The organism is Amycolatopsis samaneae, assembly GCF_039541975.1.
GTDB classification, from domain to species: Bacteria; Actinomycetota; Actinomycetes; order Mycobacteriales; family Pseudonocardiaceae; genus Amycolatopsis; species Amycolatopsis samaneae.
In genome coordinates, this window is record NZ_BAABHG010000013.1 from 17493 (window position 1) to 37148 (window position 19656).

The 19656-nt window shown below is 70.7% G+C and carries 13 protein-coding genes; 6 read left to right on the plus strand and 7 right to left on the minus strand.

Going from position 1 to position 19656, the window contains the following annotated elements; genetic code table 11:
• Positions 1–244 precede the first annotated feature (244 nt).
• On the plus strand, positions 245–1879 hold the full coding sequence (locus ABD987_RS30670; protein WP_345401783.1) for an FAD-binding oxidoreductase: 1635 nt from the start codon (positions 245–247) through the stop codon (positions 1877–1879).
• Between the two features lie 4 nt (positions 1880–1883).
• On the opposite strand, the gene ABD987_RS30675 is transcribed toward ABD987_RS30670, so the two are convergent.
• From ABD987_RS30675 to ABD987_RS30690, 4 genes are all read right to left on the minus strand, one after another.
• On the minus strand, positions 1884–3200 hold the full coding sequence (locus tag ABD987_RS30675) for an amino acid permease (RefSeq protein ID WP_345402436.1): 1317 nt from the start codon (positions 3198–3200) through the stop codon (positions 1884–1886).
• A gap of 173 nt (positions 3201–3373) precedes the next feature.
• Positions 3374–4330 carry an EamA family transporter gene (locus ABD987_RS30680; protein WP_345401786.1) on the minus strand — a complete coding sequence of 319 codons (957 nt, stop codon included), beginning with the start codon at positions 4328–4330 and terminating at the stop codon, positions 3374–3376.
• Between the two features lie 27 nt (positions 4331–4357).
• Entirely contained in the window at positions 4358–4966 is a 609-nt protein-coding gene (wrbA, locus tag ABD987_RS30685) for an NAD(P)H:quinone oxidoreductase (RefSeq protein ID WP_345401789.1), read from the minus strand.
• A gap of 34 nt (positions 4967–5000) precedes the next feature.
• Positions 5001–5819, minus strand: a complete 819-nt coding sequence (locus ABD987_RS30690; protein ID WP_345401792.1) for a lysophospholipid acyltransferase family protein — start codon at positions 5817–5819, stop codon at positions 5001–5003.
• A gap of 128 nt (positions 5820–5947) precedes the next feature.
• Between ABD987_RS30690 and ABD987_RS30695 the strand changes: the two genes are divergently transcribed.
• The 4 genes from ABD987_RS30695 (at position 5948) to ABD987_RS30710 (ending at position 10920) form a co-directional block, all read left to right on the plus strand.
• Entirely contained in the window at positions 5948–8479 is a 2532-nt protein-coding gene (locus ABD987_RS30695) for an FtsK/SpoIIIE family DNA translocase (RefSeq protein WP_345401795.1), read from the plus strand.
• Between the two features lie 88 nt (positions 8480–8567).
• Positions 8568–9845, plus strand: a complete 1278-nt coding sequence (locus ABD987_RS30700; protein WP_345401798.1) for an AAA family ATPase — start codon at positions 8568–8570, stop codon at positions 9843–9845.
• 62 nt (positions 9846–9907) lie between these two features.
• The gene (locus tag ABD987_RS30705; protein WP_345402438.1) at positions 9908–10411 is read left to right on the plus strand and encodes an RloB family protein; all 504 of its coding nucleotides are present in this window, start codon (positions 9908–9910) and stop codon (positions 10409–10411) included.
• Between the two features lie 41 nt (positions 10412–10452).
• Positions 10453–10920 carry a hypothetical protein gene (locus ABD987_RS30710; protein WP_345401801.1) on the plus strand — a complete coding sequence of 156 codons (468 nt, stop codon included), beginning with the start codon at positions 10453–10455 and terminating at the stop codon, positions 10918–10920.
• On the opposite strand, the gene ABD987_RS30715 is transcribed toward ABD987_RS30710, so the two are convergent.
• From ABD987_RS30715 to ABD987_RS30725, 3 genes are read right to left on the minus strand one after another with little or no spacing between them, the layout of a single operon-like run.
• A complete protein-coding gene (locus tag ABD987_RS30715; RefSeq protein ID WP_345401804.1) occupies positions 10917–11840 on the minus strand; it encodes a phosphotransferase family protein in 924 nt (307 codons plus the stop codon). The genes ABD987_RS30710 and ABD987_RS30715 overlap by 4 nt on opposite strands.
• Before the next feature lie 3 nt (positions 11841–11843).
• A complete protein-coding gene (locus tag ABD987_RS30720; protein WP_345401807.1) occupies positions 11844–12491 on the minus strand; it encodes a nitroreductase family protein in 648 nt (215 codons plus the stop codon).
• 52 nt (positions 12492–12543) lie between these two features.
• On the minus strand, positions 12544–13062 hold the full coding sequence (locus ABD987_RS30725) for an amino-acid N-acetyltransferase (protein WP_345401810.1): 519 nt from the start codon (positions 13060–13062) through the stop codon (positions 12544–12546).
• A gap of 131 nt (positions 13063–13193) precedes the next feature.
• Here ABD987_RS30725 and ABD987_RS30730 point away from each other — a divergent pair, with 131 nt between their 5' ends.
• The gene (locus ABD987_RS30730; protein WP_345401813.1) at positions 13194–19652 is read left to right on the plus strand and encodes an AAA family ATPase; all 6459 of its coding nucleotides are present in this window, start codon (positions 13194–13196) and stop codon (positions 19650–19652) included.
• Positions 19653–19656 lie beyond the last annotated feature (4 nt).

Consider the following 19656-nt stretch of genomic DNA (forward strand, 5'->3'; position numbering starts at 1 on the left):
TGGTGTGTGGTCCCATCGTGCGCGAACCCGGCAGGCGGCACATCCCACCGGGGTGCGGTCCGTCTCCCACCCGGGTATGAACCGGCCCCTAGGGGCCGGTGTCCCGGGTCGGCCGATCGGTGGAGTCGATCCGCCGTCCGGCCGGGCCGCCCGATCCGCCGCCGAACCCGTGAGCCGGTCGGTACCCGGCCGGTCGTGCTCCTGTGACGCTGAGGAGGTCGAGGCGTTCGGGAAGGGGAGTGCGATGAGTCCATCGGAAGGTGCCGGGGTGACCCGCCGGGGACTGCTGGCCGGTGCGGGTGCGGTCGTGGCGGGGGCCGTGGGGACCGGGATGACGGGTGTGGCGGGGACGGCCGTCGCGACGCCGGAGCCCGCGGGGTTCGGGCCGGTGACGATCCGGCCCGGCGACTCCCGGTACGAGAACCTGTTGCGGGGCAACAACTTCCGGTTCGTCGGACGGCCGGACGAGATCCGCGTGGCCGGCTCCACGGCGCAGGTGGTGCGCGCGGTGTCGGACGCGGTGCGGTCGGGCAGGCGGGTCGCGGTGCGCAGCGGCGGGCACTGCTTCGAGAACTTCACCGCCGACCCGGCGGTGCGGATGCTGGTCGATCTCTCCCCGATGGACGCGGTCGAATACGACGCGAGCCGTCGCGCGTTCGCGGTTCAGCCGGGTGCCACGCTCGGGCACGTGTACCGCAGGCTGGGGACGGGCTGGGGCGTGACGATCCCGGCGGGCGGCTGCCCGGAGGTCGGCGCGGGCGGGCACTTCGCCGGGGGCGGGTACGGCCCGCTGTCCCGCCGGTACGGCGCGGTGGTGGATCACCTGTACGCCGTGGAGGTGGTGGTGGCCGACCGGGACGGTGGCGCACGGGCGGTGGTGGCCACCCGCGAGCCGGACGATCCGAACCGCGACCTGTGGTGGGCGCACACCGGCGGTGGCGGCGGGAACTTCGGCGTGGTCACCCGGTACTGGCTGCGCTCGCCGGAGGCCACCGGCACCGAGCCGTCCCGGCTGCTGCCGCCCGCGCCGCGGCAGATGCTGGAGTGCGTCGTGGTCTGGGCGTGGGACGACCGCATGACCGAACGGGCGCTGAGCACGCTGGCCCGCAACTTCGGCGTCTGGCACGAGCGCCACAGCGCGCCCGGCTCCCCTGGCACCGGGCTGTACGCGATCCTCGGGCTGGCCCACCGCAGCGCCGGGAGCGTCCAGCTGATCGTGCAGGCCGACGGGGGCCTGCCGGGGGTGGACGACCTGGTGACCGAGCTGGTGTCCGCGGTGCAGGCGGGCACCGGCCTCACCCCGGTCCTGAACGAGCGGCGGAGGTTGCCGTGGCTGCACGCGACGACCTGGCCGGGGCTCGGACAGCCGGGGGACGTGTTCACCCGCCGGTACAAGCTCAAGGCCGGGTACCTGCGCCGGTCGTTCACCGACGCCCAGCTCGCCACGATCCACCGGCACCTGACGAACGACACCGGCGGCGCGCACGGCGGCGTCCAGCTCATCGGCTACGGCGGCCGGGCCGGTGCGGTGCCGCCGGGCGCCACCGCGATCGCCCAGCGCGATGTCGTCATGAAGGCGGTCTACCACGCGCTCTGGACCGACGAGGGCGAGGACGCGGGCAATCTGACCTGGATCCGCGAGTTCTACGGCGACGTGTACTCCGGCACCGGCGGGGCCCCGGTGCCCGGCGAGGTCAGCGACGGGTCCTACATCAACTACCCGGACGCCGATCTGGCCGATCCGGCGTGGAACACCTCCGGGGTGCCGTGGCACACGCTCTACTACAAGGACAACTACCCGCGCCTGCAACGGGTCAAGGCCCGCTGGGACGCCGGCAACGTCTTCCGGCACGCGCTGGCGGTCGAACCGCCGGCCTGAGCGGTCAGCCGTCCGCTGCGGTACGAGCGGTGCGGCGGCGCTGGAGGAAGTAGATGCCGAGGATCACCGCGAGGCTGATCAGGCTCAGGTACAGCTGCGCGCGGGCGTCGGCGTCGACGAACAGCATCGACGCGACGACCGCGAGCGTGCCGGCGAGGGTGAGCCAGCTGAGCCACGGGTAGCCCCACATCCGGAGCTTGAGTTTCTCGGGCGCTTCGGCTTCGAGCCGTCGTCGCATCCGCAGCTGGGAACCGGCGATGATGGCGTAGACGAACATCGCCACCGCGCCCGCCGAGTTGATGATGAAGTAGAAGATCTTGTCGGGGGAGACGTAGTTCATCGCCACCGCGACGTAACCGACCACAGTGGACACCAGGATGGCTTTCCACGGCACACCACGGGAGTTCGTGTCCGCGATCCAGCGCGGCGCCCAGCCGTGGCGGCGCAGCGCGAACAGCATCCGGGACGCGGTGTAGAGCCCGGAGTTGAGCACGGACAGCGCGGCGGTGAGCACCACGACGCTCACGATCGTTTCCGCGGCGGGGATCCCGAAGCGGCCGAACGCGGCGGCGAACGGGCTGGTGTCGCTCGGGATGTCCCGCCACGGCGTGATCATCACCAGCAGCGCGACCGAACCGACGAAGAAGATGATGACCCGCCAGACGATCGTCGAGGTCGCCCTGCGGACCGCGGTGGCGGGTTCGCTGGACTCGGCCGCCGCGATGGTGACGATCTCGGTGCCGAAGTAGGAGAAGATCACGATCACGACGCCGTGCAGCACGGCGAACCAGCCGTTGGCGACGAATCCGTCGCGGGCGAGGTTGCCGACCGAGAACGTCGCGTGCGGCCAGAGGCCGAGGACGAACAGCGCGCCGATCACCAGGAACACCACGATCGTCGCGATCTTGATGGAAGCCAGCCAGAACTCGGTCTCGCCGAACGAGCGCGCCGAGGCCAGGTTCGTGGCGGTGAGCAGCAGCATGAGCACGAGCGAGAAGACCCACTGCGGGACCGAGGGCACCCAGCTCGCGAGGATCTTCGCCCCGGCGACGGCCTCGAAGGCGACCACGCCGACCCAGAAGTACCAGTACAGCCAGCCGATGGTGAATCCCGCCCAGCCGCCGAGCGACTCACGGGCGTACTCCATGAACGAGCCCAGTGCCGGCGCCGCCGTCGCCATTTCGCCGAGCATGCGCATCACGAGCACGACGATCAGGCCGCCGAACGCGTAGGACAGCACGGCGGCCGGGCCGACCGTGTGGATCACCGCGCCGCTGCCGATGAACAGGCTGGCCCCGATGATCCCGCCGAGCGCGATCATCCGGACGTGCCGTTGCCGCAGGCTCGGTCGTAGTCCCTCGGCGTCGGTCGTGCTGCCGGCCACGGTGCCACCTCCCAGAACTCTCCCAGGAAGCGGGATTGTCGCACCGCGCGCGGACTCGGCCAAGGATTTGCGCACGCCCGGCGGATTTGCGACCCGACTCCCGGCCGGGGTCAGAGCGGGGCGGGGGTGAGGGTGCGGGAGTTGAGCTGGACGACGAGCGCGCCGACGAGCAGCACGGCTGCGCCCAGCGCCTGCGTCCAGGACAGCGTCTCGCCGAGCAGCGCCCACGCGAGCGCCGTGGTGAACACCGGCTCCGCCAGGCCGAGGACGCTCGCGACCGAGGCGGGCAGGTGTCGCAGGGCGGAAATCCCCGCCAGGTAGGCGAAGACCGTCGAGATCAGCACGAGCGCGAGCAGCAACGACCACACCGGCGGACGCCACGGGCCGAACGGCACCTCTGCCGCCATGAGCGGCCACGGCAGCGTCCACGGCGGGGCGACCACCGACACCGCGACCGCGCCGATCACCATGCCCCAGGTGGTCAGCCCGACCGGGTCCTGTTCGGCCACCGCGCGTTCGCCGAGCAGGAAGTAGCTGGCCGAGCAGATCGCGGCGCCGACCCCGGCGAGCAGGCCGATCCCGTCCAGCCGCAGGCCCTGCCACACCTGCGCGACCAGCGCCAGGCCCAGCGTCGCGAGCGCGATCCCGCCCCACAACGCCCGCGGCAGCCGGACCTTGCGGACGCAGCGCACCCACAGGGCGATCAGCACCGGCGAGATGAACTCCATCAGGATCGCGATACCGACCGGGAGCCGTCCCGCGGAGACGAAGTACATCAGCTGCACCCCGGCGACGCCGAGGAGGCCGTAGGCGCCGAGCACCGGCCAGTCCTGGCGGCGCACCTTGAGCCGTTTCGGCTGGACGAGCGCGGTGCCCACGAGGAGCACCAGCCCGGCGAAGCCGATGCGCGCGGCGGCGACCTGCTCGGGGGACATCCCGGCGAGCATGGCCGACTTGCCCAGCGCGCCCGACGTCCCGAACAGCAGCGCGGCGGTCAGCACCAGCGCGGTTCCCCGGCCGCGGTGGGTGACCCGGGGCGGGGTGAGGACGGGGAGTTCGGTGGTCACACCGCGAGGCTAAACGGACCGATCAACTCATTTTCGCGTCGCGGGCCGGAGTTTCCCGGCGACCGTGGCGAGGCGGTGGCCCTGGAGCCGGAGGGCGCCGAGGGCGAGGTCGTCGGGCTCGGCGGACTTCCGGGAGACGAACGAGCCGCCGTAGGGGTTGCCGGTCTCGTGCAGGTGCGGGTCGGTGTAGCCGAGGGGCAGCACGATCGCGCCCCAGTGGTAGAAGACGTTGTTGATGGCCAGCACGGTCGATTCGAGACCACCGTGCGCGGTGGACGCGGTGGTGAACGACGTCGCGACCTTGTCGGCGAGCTTTCCCCGCGCCCACAGGCCACCCGTGCTGTCCAAATAGGACTTCAGCTGCGCGGCGGGCCCGCCGAACCGGGTCGGGCTGCCCACCGCGAGGCCGTCCGCCCACTCCAGGTCGTCCAGGGTGGCCGACTCGTGGTGCGGGCCGGAGTCGACCCACGCCTGCCAGCGGGGATTGCGCGCGACGGCGTCGGCGGGCACCGTCTCGGGCACGGTCCGCAGCCGGACCTCGGCACCGGTTTCGGCCGCGCCGCCGGCCAGCGCGGTGGCCAGCTTCGCGGTGTTGCCGGTGGCGCTGTAGTAGACGACGAGAATGCGTGTGCTCACAGTCCGCGACTCTAAGCGCATCGCGGGCACCGTCTCATGATCCGGACCCCGGCCGCCACGGGCTGCGGGTGTCGGTGGGGCGCGTCGGGTCGTGGAAGCGCGGCACGTCCGGTTCGTCGCAGCGCAGCGGGACGAGCCCGGCGGTGATGGCCCGCATGATCTCGGCGTGCGCCCGCACCCCGGCACCCGGCCGTTCCGGTTCGACGCCGGACAGGTCCACCGGCGCGCCGAAGTGGACGCGGAACCGGGGGCGCCGCAGCGGCGCGGACAGGCCCGAACGCGCCAGCGGCACCAGGTCGGCCGGGCCGTTGACGGTCTCGGTGCCCCAGTAGACGGCCTCGTGCGCGCCCCACTGGCTGATCGGGATCACCGGGACGCCGGCGGCGAGCGCCAGCCGCGCCGCGCCGGTCTTGCCGCGTTCCGGCCACAGCCCGGGGTCGTGGCTGATCCGGCCCTCGGGGTAGACCACGAGCGGCTCGCGCGTGGTCTTCAGCGCCTCGACGGCTTCGGCGAACTGCTCGACCGCGGTCGCGGCGTGCTTCCGGTCGACCCGCAGGTGCCCGCTGACGCGCAGCGCCGGCCCGATCACCGGCGCGTCCAGGATGCCGCCTGCCAGCATGAACCGCGGGTTGATGCCGATCCGCTTGCAGGCGGCCATCAGCACGAACGCGTCGAACACCCCGATGTGGTTGGCGGCCATCAGCAGCGGCCGGTGCCGCAGGTGGGCCGGGACGCTGCCGGACACCGTCAGCCGCCCGACCAGGTTGACCAGCCCGCGGTCGACGTTGAGCATCGTCCGCCAGATCGCGGGGGCACGGCGGGGCGATTCGTCGTCCTGGCGCAGGGTGAACATGCCGAGAGCATTTCATGACCCGGGTTTCACCCGAACGGCCGCTCATGTCCGAGGTCACGGTGAAATGTTTCCGCTGAGCCGCGAGTGGCACGTGGGGCGAACGGTGCTCGCCGGTTACCGTAGAGGGCATGGCTAGCGGGTCGGCGACGAGAAAGCGGAGCACGGGAAGCGGCGGCAAGGGACCGGCGCGGAAGCCACGTACCCCGGCGAAGCCGCGTTCGTCTGGTTCATCCGGTTCGCGCGGTTCGTCGGCGCGCAAGACGCCGTCCCGCCGGACCCCGGCGCGCAAACCCGCCCCGCGCCGATCCTCCGGCTCGTTCGCCCGCGGTGTCCGCGGCGGCTGGAACCTGCTGGCCAAGGGCCTGGGCACGGTGGCGAGGACGGTCGGCCGGACCCGGGAGCTGGAGCCGGAACACCGCCGGGACGGGCTCGCGCTGGGGCTCATCGCCGTCGCGCTGATCGCCGCGGTCGGCGTCTGGTGGCGCGCGGCGGGACCGATCGGCGAGGGCGTCGAGTTCGGCGCCCGCGCGATCCTCGGCGCGGGCGCGGTGACACTGCCGCTCGCGCTGATCGTGATCGCGATCGCGCTCATGCGCTCCGAACCCCGGCCCGAGACCCGGCCGCGTATGGTCATCGGCACCCTGCTGGTCATCCTGGCCGTGCTGGGGATGCTGCACATCTTCACCGGGCTGCCGCAGACGAACGACGGGCGGATGTACGCCGGCGGCGTCATCGGCGTGTTCTCCGGCGGGCTGCTCACGAAGGGTGTCACGACCTGGGTCGCGGTGCCGCTGCTGATCCTGGTGCTGGTGTTCGGGATCCTCGTGTTCACCGGCACGCCGGTCCGGGAGATCCCGCACCGGCTGCGCACCTGGGGCATGGACGAGGAGGAACTCGCCGACGCCGAGGCCGAGCGGCAGGCGATCGCGGCCGAACGCGACGCGGTCACCGAGGCGGATCCGAAGGCGGTGCGCCTGCGCAAGCCGTCGCGGCGCCGTCAGTCCAGCGGTTCGGAGGGGGAGCAGCTCGACCTCGAGGCCGCGCTGGCGGAGCCGCCGACGCCGTTGCGCCCGCCCAAGCCCGCGAAACCCGTCGCGGCCGAGATCCCGGAAAAGAAGCCGAAGAAGGCGGCCGAGCCGCCGCTGGCCGTCACCCGGACCGTCGAGGGCGACTACGAGCTCCCGCCGCCGGACCTGCTGCAGCTCGGCGACGCGCCGAAGTCCCGCAGCAAGGCCAACGACGCGATGATCGAGGCCATCACCGGGGTGCTGGAGCAGTTCAACGTGGACGCCCAGGTCACCGGCTTCACGCGCGGTCCGACGGTGACGCGCTACGAGGTCGAGCTCGGCCCCGGCGTGAAGGTCGAGAAGATCACCGCGCTGACCAAGAACATCGCCTACGCCGTCGCGACCGACAACGTGCGGCTGCTCGCGCCGATCCCCGGCAAGTCCGCGGTCGGTATCGAGGTGCCCAACTCCGACCGCGAGATGGTGCGGCTCGGCGACGTGCTGCGCGCGCCGGGGACGGTCAAGGACAACCACCCGATGGTGATCGGGCTGGGCAAGGACATCGAGGGACACTTCGTCACCGCGAACCTGACGAAGATGCCGCACCTGCTGGTGGCGGGGTCGACCGGTTCCGGTAAGTCGAGCTTCGTCAACTCGATGCTGGTGTCGCTGCTCGCGCGGGCGACGCCGGAGGAGTGCCGGATGATCCTGATCGACCCGAAGATGGTCGAGCTGACGCCGTACGAGGGCATCCCGCACCTGATCACGCCCATCATCACCCAGCCGAAGAAGGCCGCCGCCGCGCTGGCCTGGCTGGTCGAGGAGATGGAGCAGCGGTACCAGGACATGCAGGCCAACCGGGTCCGGCACATCGACGACTTCAACAAGAAGGTGAAGTCGGGGGAGATCACCGCGCCGCCCGGCAGTGAGCGCGAGTACCGGCCCTACCCGTACATCATGGCGATCGTCGACGAGCTCGCCGACCTGATGATGACCGCGCCGCGTGACGTCGAGGACGCGATCGTCCGGATCACCCAGAAGGCCCGTGCCGCCGGGATCCACCTGGTGCTCGCGACCCAGCGGCCCTCGGTCGACGTCGTGACCGGCCTGATCAAGACCAACGTGCCCTCGCGGCTGGCGTTCGCGACCTCGTCGCTGACCGACTCGCGGGTCATCCTGGACCAGCCCGGCGCCGAGAAGCTCATCGGCATGGGCGACGCGCTGTACCTGCCGATGGGCGCGGGCAAGCCGGTCCGGATCCAGGGCGCGTTCGTCGGCGACGACGAGATCTCGGCGGTCGTCAACTTCGCGAAGGAGCAGGCGCAGCCGGACTACAACGACGGCGTCACCTCGGCGAAGGCGGGCGAGAAGAAGGAGATCGACCCGGACATCGGCGACGACCTCGACGTCCTGCTGCAGGCCGCGGAGCTGATCGTGACCTCGCAGTTCGGGTCGACGTCGATGCTGCAGCGGAAGCTGCGGGTCGGGTTCGCGAAGGCCGGGCGGCTGATGGACCTGCTGGAAAGCCGTGGCGTGGTCGGCCCATCCGAGGGCTCGAAGGCCCGTGACGTGTTGATCAAGCCGGAGGAGCTGGAGTCCGTGCTGTTCATGATCCGCGGCGGCGACGCACCGCCCGCGGACGACGAGGGGTAGCCTGTCCGCCGCCTGGCGTATGCTTGGGGCGGTTTCGTGCGGGTTTTCTGCGCGGAACGCCGGGTAGCTCGTCAGGGAGGTGTCCAGGATGCTCCGAAGCTTTCGTCTGGGGAACCATCGCTCGTTCTTCGATGAGCAGGAGCTGCTGCTCATGCCCGCGGCGCCGGGCGACGAGCGTCCGGTGGTCCCGGTGACGGCGATCTACGGCGCGAACGCCTCGGGAAAGTCGAACCTGCTCGACGGGCTGTCGTTCATGCGGCAAGCGGTGGAGTCGTCGTTCGCCCGATGGGACGCCGAGGGCGGGATACCCCGCAAGCCGTTCCGCCTGCGGGGTGCCGACGGGCGGCTGGCCTCCGTGTTCGTGGTCGAGCTGGTTATCGACGGGGTGAACCACACCTATGGGTTCACGCTGGACAATGACGTGGTTCGCGAGGAATGGCTGTACTCGTACCCGGAAAAACGTCGGCGGATCCTTTTCGAGCGGGATGGCGATGCGATCAAGTTCGGCAGTACTGTCGACGAGTCGAAGGCCAAGCGGGACGCACTGCGGGAACTGAGCCGTCCCAACGCGTTGTTCCTGAGTGTCGCCGCGCAGGCGCGGGTCGAGGCCTTGCTGCCGGTGTACCACTGGTTTGTACACCGCCTCCTCTTTCGAAGTGGTGGTGACCACGGGCCGCGTTCGGCGGTGCCGACGGTTGTCGAGATGCTCGCGACTGGTGACGAGCGCATTTGGCGGCGCCTCGTTTCCTTTCTTTCCGCTGCTGATGTGGGTATTTCTGATCTGGTGCTCGAAGTGGTGGAAGACTCGGCCGAGGGCGGTCGCGATTATGACATCGAGGGGTTTACCTCGTTCGAAGCCAAGCTGCTGAAGTTGATCACTGAAGCGGGAGGGCGAACGCGGTTGAAGCTGAAGCTGGCACATCACGGGGCCGAGGAACTGTTCGACCTGGCCGACGAGTCCGCGGGTACTCGCTCGTGGATCGACCTGCTTCCCAGCGTGCTCCAGGCTCTGGATTCCGGTGGTGTGCTGGTCGTCGACGAGATCGACGCAAGTCTTCATCCGATGCTCACCGCGCGGCTCGTCGCGCTCTTCCAAGAGGAGGAAACGAACTCTCGCGGTGCCCAGTTGGTCTTCACCACGCACGACACGAGCTTGCTGGGGACGATGGTGGGTGAGCACGTGCTGGAACGGGAGCAGATCTGGTTCGTGGAGAAGGGTGCTGAAGGGGTCACCAAGCTCTACCCGCTCTCTGATTTCAAACCGCGCAAGGAGCACAATACGGAGCGTCGTTATCTTGCTGGAAGTTATGGCGCGGTTCCGGTGTTGACTTCGACCGCTTTCGCTGACGCTGTTCTGGGCAGATGACTCGTCGGGAAAACAGATCGCGGCGGAGAACTCCGGTGCGGCCGTCGCGTTCTTCATTTCTTGTGGTCTGCGGGGCGAAAGCTACCGAACCGGCGTACTTCGACGGGCTCAAGGAAGCATATCGCAATGCGGCGATCACGGTGAGCATCAAGAAGAAGGCGGCCGCTCCCGAAGCTGTGGTCAAGCACGCGGTGGCGATGCGTGATCGTGGTGTATATGACGAGGTCTGGTGTGTTGTCGACGTCGACGAGTTCGATCTGGAGAAAACCGCGACACTCGCCCGGCGATCGCGCATCAACCTGGCGATCTCGAACCCCTGCTTCGAGTACTGGCTGCTGCTGCATTTCCAGGACTGTTCGGCGCCGCTGACCTGCTACTCCGAGGTCAAGAAGCGCCTGGGCAAGCATGTGCCCGGTTACGACAAGACAGCCCTGCGGTTCGCGGACTACGCCGACGGCGTGGCGGACGCCGTCGAACGCGGCAGGTCGTGTGGAGCCGTGCACGGCGAGGAACACCGCCACAACCCGTCGAGCGGCGTCTGGGCGCTGGTGGAGAAGATTCGGTGAACCCGTGCAACCCGCGGCCGCGTCCGTTCCGTCGTAGGGGCGTGGATGGGAAGCAGCTGGTCATCGGAATCGTCGTGCTCGCCGGGGTCGCGCTTGGGGCGGGCAGTTCGCTCGCGGCGGGGCAGTACCCGCGGCCGGTCCAGCCGGTCGCCCAGCCGGGACCCGCGGCGCCGGGAACGAGCGCGCCCTCGGTCCTCGACGTCGGCTACGACCGGGAGTTCACACTCCGGGACGGGCAGGCGGCGGCGCTGGACTCGAAGGACTTCCTCGTGCGCTTCACCGGTCTGGTCGGCGATTCGCGTTGCCGTCCGGGGATGCAGTGCTTCTGGGCGGGTGAGGCGATCGTCGCGGTCAGCCTCGCCGAGCCGGGCCGGGGCGAGCGCACCACGGCCGAGTTGCACTCCGGCCAGGGCGGGTCGAATCGCGCCGAGTTCGCGGCAAGCCGGGTCGAGCTGGTCGCGGTGAACCAGGCCGGGAACGAGATCACTCTACGGATCGCGCGAGCCTAATCGCGCAGCCGCTGCCGGAGGAGCGCGACCGCCCGGCCGAAGAACGGATGGTCCGCCGGGCGGGTGAGGAAGTCCGCGAGGGCGAACAGGTCCAGTGCGCGGCCGAGTTCGGGCCAGTCGTCCGGAAGTTCCCCGCCCGCTTCGGCGAAGCCGCGGGTGAACCCGTTCCGGAAGGCCGGTGGGTGATCTTCGGGGAAGCGCAGCATGTTCCCGACGTCGAACAGCGGAGAACCCGCGAACGCGAACTCCCAGTCCAGGACCGCGCTGACCACCCAGCCGTCACCGTCGCGGGCGACCAGCAGGTTCTTGGGGTTGAAGTCCGAGTGCACCAGCGCGCGTGAGCCGCGCACGGTCTCCACCAGGGGGACACGGTGTTCGGCGTGGCGGAGCAGGGCGTCCCGCTCGGCACGGCCGAGTTCGCGGTTCGCGTCCACGGCGCGCAGGCAGCGTTCGACGAAGGCGGGCAGGTCCGCGGTGGGTTCGGTGCCGTCGGGCACGAGATCCGCCCCGGTGAAGAAGCCCGGCCGCGGGAAGACCACGGTGCCGATCGCGGCGAGCACCGCGCCGACGGCCCGGCCGAGGCACTCGGCGTCGGCGGTGGGGAGCGCCTCGGACAGCAGGACGCCGGAGACGAACCGGGACAGCAGGACCGGTTGTCCCGCCTCGGTTCCGTCCGGATCGACGGCAACCACCTCGGGGACCGGGGCGATCCCGGCCAGCCGGGTGGCGAGCGCCGCTTCGATCCCACAGGTGTCGCGCTGCGCGACACGGCGCAGGACGTATTGTCCGCCGTCGTCGGTGACGAGGTGGACGTTGTGGTTACGGAACCCGCCGCGCAGCGTCCGTGTCCGCGCGACGCGGCGGCCGGGCAGCACCGTGCCGATCCAGGCGGCGACGGCGTCGTCCAGGGCGCTGGGCATCGGTCAGCCGCCGAGCGGACGGCCCCAGCCGTCGAGGTAGGCGACCTCGTCCAGCGGGATCCGCCGCGCGGGCGCGAAGTCCGGCACCGTCGTGTAGGCCACCGGCAACAGGCCGACCTGGGTGTAGCCCTCGGGCACACCGAGGATTCCGGCCGCCTCTGCCTCGTGCCGGAGGTGGTAGGTGGTCAGCGTCGAGCCGAGCCCCCGCGAGCGCAGCGCGAGCTGGAAGTTCCACACCGCGGGGAAGATTCCGCCGTAGAACGCCGAATCCAGCGCGTTTTCGCCGTGTGGGCGGCCCTGCAGACAGGGGATCACGTAGACCGGCACGCGGTCGATGACGTCGAGCAGATGCCTTCCCGAGGCGATCGCCCTGGCCACCGGGAGCTGGTTCACCGCGTCGCCCGCGGCCTGGATCACCGACTCCAGGTACGCGGTGCCGACGCGGCGGAACAGCGTGGCGAGACGGTCCTTGACGCCCTGGTCGCGGACGACCAGCCAGCGCCACGCCTGCGCGTTGCCCGGCGTCGGCGCCTGCAGCGCCAGGCGCAGGCAGTCGCGGAGCACCTCGGGCTCGACCGGGCGGTCGAGGTCGAGTTTCCGGCGTACCGAGCGGGTGGTGCTCAGCAGGTGATCGGTGACCGCGGTGTCCATCCGTCCTCCCGGCGTGCCGTGACCGTCCACAACTGACACTAGCGCGGTCCGATCAGGACGCCAGTTCCAGCAGCATCCGGCTGTTGCCCAGGGTGTTCGGCTTGACGTAGGGCAGGTCGAGGAACTCCGCGACACCCGGGTCGAGCGACCGCCGCATCTCGTCGTAGACCTCCTGAGTCACCGGCGCGCCGTCGATCTCGACGAACCCGTGCCCGGCGAAGAAATGGGTCTCGAAGGTCAGCACGAACAGCCGTTTCAGTCCCAGTTCCCGCGCCTCCCGGACGAGCCGGTCGACCAGCGCGTGGCCGATCCCGCGCCCGCGCGCCGCCTTGTCGACCGCGACGGTGCGCAGTTCGGCGATGTCCTCCCACAGCACGTGCAGCGCCGCGCAGCCCAGCACCTCGTCCCCCGCGTCGACGACCCAGAACTCCTGGATCGCTTCGTACAGCGTGACCAGGTCCTTTTCCAGCAGCACGCGACCGGCGTCGGAGTCGACGAGCGTCTTGATCTTGCGGACGTCGGCGATGCGGGCGCGGCGGATGGTCAGGTCGCCGGACGGGTCGGGGAGCACGGCTCGACCGTATCCGGCTGCCGGGCGCTGTGCTGCGGTGGGTTCCGTGTGTTCCCCGGTGCCCCGTATGCTGCCTCCGGCGCGGAGTGATCAGCCGCGCACGCTGGGGAAACGGACAAAAAGGGGGAGTTTTGACGCGCGCCGGGTGGGACCCGTTCCAGGCCGCGGAGGGGCAGGCATCGGCCGGAAGGACGACGATGCTGGCCGCGCCGGACGGGGTTTCGTGGCTGCTCGTCCCAGGGCGGCCGTGGCAGTGGAGTGTCCGTGGCGGTCCCTGGCAGTTCGGGCAGCCACCCGCCGATCCGGGTTACCGGGGCGCCACCCGGCTGGTGCCTCCGCCGGGGCAGGCCCCGCCGCCCCCGCGCCCGCCCGGCTACGGCCCGCCGTCCGGCCAGAATCCCGTCCCACCACCGGTTCCGCCGGCCGGACAGGTGCCCGGCCCACCGCAGGGACCGCCACCGTTCCCGCCGCAGCCGGCTCCGCCGCCGGGGCCCACGGGCGCGCCCCCGCCGCGCGTCGCGCAGCCGGGGCAGACCCCGCCGCCCGCACGCCCACCGGTCGTGGTGGAGACGCTGCGGGGCGGCACCCGGTTCGTGTCCGGGCCGGAGTCGGCGCTCGCCTTCATCGACCGGTCGGTCCGCATCATCAGCTGGGCGGACCAGACCCGGCACGCGGGCGAGTCGAACCCCGCGGACCCGCCGCCGCCCGAACCGGAGCGGCCGCAGGGCGGCAGTCAGCACGATCTGCTCGGCAACATGGCCGCGCACAGCCGGTCCGTGACGCTCGACCTGCTCGCGGCGGGGAACCGGTTCCGGCGGTCGAGTCAGGAGCGGAAGCAGAACGAGGACTACAAGCGCGCCTATGCGCAGTGGGAGCGCGACTACCAGGCGTGGGAGAGGCGGCAGCGCGAGGCCGAGCTGCGCACCGCCGGGCAGGAACAGCCGAACCCGCTGATCCTGTTCGTCGGCAAGCCGCACACCGGGCAGCGGCGGCTGTTCCGCGCCGTTTCCGAGGCGCTCTACGCCGCGGACGTCGGTGTCCTGGCACCCACGAACCTCAGCGGTCCCGAACTGCTCGCCGGCCGGGACGAGCCCGCGGCCGACGTCGAGCTGCGGCGTGCCATCGAGAACCTGGACGGCGACGAACCGCCGTCGATACTGGTGGAGGAGGCGGACGCGCTGTTCACCGGCTCGCCCGCCGGGGTCCTGCGCTATCTCGGCGCGCTGGCGCACGACCAGAGCAGCTGCCGGGTGGTCGCCCTCGCCGGGACCGAGTCCCTGCTGACGTTGCTCAGGACCGAAGCGCCCGAGCTGATGCCGAGGCTGCTCGTCTATCCGATGCCGGACCTGTCCCAGCCCGCGGCGATCTCCGCGCTGCTCGACATCTTCGCCGCGGACCGGGCCATCGTCATGGCGCCCCCGGTGCGGGACCGGCTCGCCGGGCTCGCGCAGGACGGCCGCACGACCGAGAACGCGCGCGACGTCGAAGCACTGCTCTCCGCGGCGAGCCAGTACGCCATCGGCCGGGGCGCCACGCCGGGCGGGCCCGTGCACATCGAACCGGCCGACGTCGAGCAGCTCGCGCAGTCGGTGCGGGCCAAGGGCGGCAAGACGATCGAGGAGCTGCTGGCCGAGCTGGACGGGATGATCGGGCTCGCCTCGGTGAAGCAGCGGGTCCGCTCGCTGATCGACGAGATGGCGGTCGACACGCGACGCCGCGAGGCGGGACTGCGGGTGGCCACGCGCAGCCGTCACCTGCTCTTCACCGGCAACCCGGGCACCGCGAAGACGACGGTGGCGCGGCTCGTCGGCCAGATCTACCAGGCGCTCGGCGTACTGGCGAAGGGACACGTCGTCGAGGTGGCCCGCACCGACCTGGTCGGCGAGTATCTCGGCCAGACCGCGGTCAAGACCCGCGCGGTGTGCGAGCGGGCGATGGGCGGCGTGCTGTTCCTGGACGAGGCGTACAACCTCGTCAGCGACAAGTACGACGAATTCGGCCTCGAAGCGGTCACCGAACTGCTGCTCCAGATGGAGAACAACCGCGACGGCTTCGTCGTGTTCGCGGCCGGTTATCCGAAGGAAATGGACACGTTCCTGGAGAGCAACCCCGGTCTGCGGTCGCGGTTCGCGGGGCGGGTGGAGTTCCCGGACTATTCGAACGAGGAACTTGCCGGCATCTTCCGGGTAGTGGCCGAGAGCCAGGGCTACCGGCTGGCCGAGGACGCGGTGGCGGCGCTGCCGGAGGCCGTCCGGACCATCCCGCGCGGCCGGGGATTCGCCAACGGCCGCTCGGCGCGTGGCCTGCTGGAGGCGGCGATCGCGAAGCAGTCCTCACGACTGGCCGCTTCGCCGGGCGCGGACGCGGCCGAGCTGGAGACACTGGTCGCGGCCGACCTGCCGGGAGCGGGCGAAGCCGGTGTCGGGATGACCGACGGCGCCGGCCCGCGGCGGAGCCTGGAAGAGATGCTGGCCGAGCTGGACGGCATGATCGGGCTCGCCTCGGTGAAGCGGCGGGTCCGGTCGATGGTCGACGAGATGGCGATCGACAAGCGGCGCCGCGAGGCCGGGATGCGGGTCGCGGCGCGTACCCGGCACCTGGTGTTCACCGGGAACCCGGGTACCGCGAAGACGACGGTGGCGCGGATGATCGGGCAGATCTACCGCGAGCTGGGAGTCCTGTCCTCGGGACACCTGGTCGAGGTGACCAGCCCGGACCTGATCGGGCAGTACGTCGGGGACACCGCGCCGAAGACGCGTGAAGTGTGCGAGCGCGCGGCGGGCGGGGTGTTGTTCATCGACGAGGCCTACAACCTCGCGGGCGCGAAGGGCTCGAACTCCGATTTCGGTGCGGAGGCCGTCGCGGAACTGCTGGTGCAGATGGAGAACAACCGCGAAGATCTGGTGGTCATCGCCGCGGGGTATCCGCAGGAGATGGACTCCTTCCTGGAGACCAACCCCGGTCTGCGGTCCCGGTTCGCGAACCGGGTGGAGTTCCCGGATTACTCGAACGAGGAACTCGAGGCCATTTTCCGTGTCATGGCGGAGAAACAGGGTTACCGCCTCGGCGAGGACCTGACGGCCGCGCTGCCGGAGGCGGTGCGGCGGATCCCGCGTGGCCGGGGTTTCGCGAACGGCCGGTCCGCGCGGGGCCTGCTGGAGGCCGCGGTCGCCCAGCAGTCGGGCCGCCTGGTGGGACAGCCGGACGCCGAGCTGGACGTGCTGGTGGCGGCGGATCTGCCTGCTTCCGGGGAGTCCGGGGTGGGGATGGCGGACGACGGTGGCCCCCGGCGGAGCCTGGAAGACCTACTGTCCGAATTGGACGGCATGATCGGGTTGGCGCCGGTGAAGCAGCGGGTGCGATCGCTGGTCGACGAGATGGCGGTGGACAAACGTCGTCGCGAGGCGGGTTTGCCGGTGTCGGCGCGCAGCCGCCACTTGGTGTTCACCGGGAATCCGGGTACGGCCAAGACCACCGTGGCGCGGTTGATCGGGCAGATCTACCGGGAGCTAGGGGTGCTGCCCTCGGGTCATCTGGTCGAGGTGACGAGTCCGGATCTGCTGGGCCAGCCGTATCAGGACGCCGCGCAGACGACGCGTGAGGTGTGTGAGCGCGCGGTGGGCGGGGTCTTGTTCGTCGATGAGGCCTACAATCTCACCGAGAAGGCCAAGGGTGACGATGTCGTCGCGGAACTGTTGGTGCAGATGGAAAACCACCGGGACGACCTGGTGGTGATCACCGCGGGGTACCCGAAGGAGATGGACGGCTTCCTGGAGACGAACCCCGGTCTGCGGTCGCGGTTCGCCGGACGCGTGGAGTTCCCGGATTACTCCAACGAGGAACTCGAAGGCATTTTCCGCGTCATGGCGGCGAAACAGAAGTACCGGCTCGCCGAGGACATGACGGCCGCGCTGCCGGAGGCGGTGCGGCGGATCCCGCGTGGCCGCGGTTTCGCGAACGGCCGGTCCGCGCGCGTGCTACTGGAGGCGGTGATCTCCCGGCAGTCGGGCCGGGTCGCCGTGCGGGCGGACGCGGAACTGGATCTGCTGGTCGCCGCAGACCTGCCCGCCTCCGGCGAGTCCGGGGTGGGGATGGCCGACGACGGTGGTCCGCGGCGGAGCCTGGAGGAGCTACTGTCCGAATTGGACGGCATGATCGGGCTGGCGCCGGTGAAGCAACGCGTCCGGTCACTGGTCGACGAGATGGCGATCGACAAACGTCGTCGCGAGGCGGGTTTGCCGGTTTCCGCGCGGAGCCGTCACCTGGTGTTCACGGGGAATCCGGGCACGGCGAAGACGACGGTGGCGCGGCTGATCGGGCAGATCTACCGGGAACTCGGCGTGCTGCCGTCCGGCCAGCTCGTCGAGGTGACCAGCCCGGACCTGATCGGACGATACGTCGGGGAGACCGCGCCGAAGACGCGTGAGGTGTGTGAGCGCGCGGTGGGCGGGGTGTTGTTCATCGACGAGGCGTACAACCTCGCGGGTGCCAAGGGGGACAATGTCGACTACGGCGGGGAAGCCGTCGCGGAGCTGCTGGTGCAGATGGAGAACCACCGCGACGATCTGGTGGTGATCACCGCCGGGTACCCGAAGGAGATGGACTCCTTCATGGAGACCAACCCGGGCCTGCGGTCGCGGTTCGCGGGCAAGGTGGAGTTCCCGGACTTCTCCAACGACGAGCTGGCCGACATCTTCCGGTTGATGGCCACGAAGCAGAAGTACCGGCTGTCCGACGACATGACGGCCGCGCTGCCGGAGGCGATCCGCCGTATCCCCCGGGGCCGGGGGTTCGCGAACGGCCGCTCGGCGCGTGTCCTGCTGGAGGCCGTGATCGCGCGCCAGTCGAGCCGGCTCACCAGCGCCGACGGCGCCGAGCTGGATCTGCTGGTCGCTGCCGACCTGCCCGCCTCCGGTGAGTCCGGGGTCGGGATGGCGGACGACGGTGGTCCCCGGCGGGGCCTGGACGAGCTGCTGTCCGAATTGGACGGCATGATCGGGCTGGCGCCGGTGAAGCAGCGAGTGCGGTCGATGGTGGACGAGATGGCGGTGGACAAACGTCGCCGCGACGCCGGGATGGCCGTCACGACCCGGACCCGGCATCTGGTGTTCACGGGGAATCCGGGCACGGCGAAGACGACGGTGGCGCGGTTGATCGGCCAGATCTACCGGGAACTCGGGGTGCTGCCGTCCGGTCAGCTCGTCGAGGTGACCAGCTCCGATCTGTCGGGCCGGTATGTGAACGAGGCCGCCGAGAAGACCAGGGAAGCGTGCGAGCGCGCGGTCGGCGGGGTGCTGTTCATCGACGAGGCCTACCAGCTCCGCGACGCCGAGTCCGTCGCGGAACTGTTGGTGCAGATGGAAAACCATCGGGACGACCTGGTGGTGATCGCCGCGGGATACCCGAAGGAGATGGACGACTTCCTGGAGACGAACCCCGGCCTGCGGTCGCGGTTCGCCGGACGCGTGGAGTTCCCGGATTACTCGAACGAGGAACTCGCGGGCATCTTCGGTGCCATGGCGGCGAAGCAGGGCTACCGGCTCGCGGACGACCTGGCCGCGGCGCTGCCCGAAGCCGTCCGGCGCATTCCGAGGGGGAAGGGGTTCGCCAACGGCCGGTCCGCGCGTGGGCTGCTGGAGACCACCATTGCCCGGCAGTCGGGCCGCCTGTCCGGCGCCGAGGGCGCGGAACTGGATCTCCTCGTCGCCGCGGACCTGCCCGCCGCCGGCGAGGCCGGGGTCGCGGTCACCGACGACGCCGGGCCCCGGCGCGGCCTCAAGGATCTGATGGCCGAGCTCGACGGCATGATCGGCCTCGACGGCGTCAAGCAGCGGGTGCGTTCGCTGGTCGCCGAGACCCGGCTGGACGCGCGGCGCCGCGGCGCCGGGCTCCCGGTGGCGCCGCGCAGCAGGCACCTGGTGTTCACCGGCAACCCGGGCACCGCCAAGACGACCGTGGCCCGGCTGATGGGGCAGATCTACCGCGAGCTGGGCGCGCTGCCCTCCGGGCACCTGGTCGAGGTCGCGCGCCCCGATCTGGTCGGCGAGTTCATCGGGCAGACCGCGCCAAGGACCCGCGAGGTGTGCGAACGCGCGGTCGGGGGGCTGCTGTTCATCGACGAGGCCTACAACCTCGTGCAGGACTACGCCACCGACTTCGGCAAGGAGGCCGTCGCGGAGCTGCTGGTCCAGATGGAAAACCATCGCGACGACCTGATCGTGATCGCGGCGGGCTACCCGGCCGACATGGACCGCTTCCTCGACAGCAACGCCGGGCTGCGCTCGCGCTTCGGCGGCACGGTCGAGTTCCCCGACTACACCGACGAGGAGCTCGCGGGGATCTTCACCGCGATGGCGGCCAAGCAGGGCTACCGGCTCGCGCCCGACCTCGCCGCGGCGTTGCCGGGGGTGATGGCCGGGATCGACCGGGGCGCCGGGTTCGCCAATGGACGGTCCGCGCGCGGGCTGCTCGAACAGGCGATCAGCGCGCAGGCGATGCGGCTCGCCGGGCCGGAGGTGGACCTGGAACAGCTGGCCGACGACGAGCTGACCCTGCTGACGATGGGCGATCTACCGCGCCAGCTACCCTGAACGT

Excerpts from the sequence above, each read along its gene's own strand:
- ABD987_RS30670 (WP_345401783.1), top strand. The coding sequence starts at position 245 with ATGAGTCCATCGGAAGGTGCCGGGGTGACCCGCCGGGGACTGCTGGCC.
- ABD987_RS30675 (WP_345402436.1), bottom strand. The coding sequence starts at position 3,200 with ATGATCGCGCTCGGCGGGATCATCGGGGCCAGCCTGTTCATCGGCAGC.
- ABD987_RS30690 (WP_345401792.1), bottom strand. The coding sequence starts at position 5,819 with ATGTTCACCCTGCGCCAGGACGACGAATCGCCCCGCCGTGCCCCCGCG.
- ABD987_RS30695 (WP_345401795.1), top strand. The coding sequence starts at position 5,948 with ATGGCTAGCGGGTCGGCGACGAGAAAGCGGAGCACGGGAAGCGGCGGC.
- ABD987_RS30700 (WP_345401798.1), top strand. The coding sequence starts at position 8,568 with ATGCTCCGAAGCTTTCGTCTGGGGAACCATCGCTCGTTCTTCGATGAG.
- ABD987_RS30715 (WP_345401804.1), bottom strand. The coding sequence starts at position 11,840 with ATGCCCAGCGCCCTGGACGACGCCGTCGCCGCCTGGATCGGCACGGTG.
- ABD987_RS30720 (WP_345401807.1), bottom strand. The coding sequence starts at position 12,491 with ATGGACACCGCGGTCACCGATCACCTGCTGAGCACCACCCGCTCGGTA.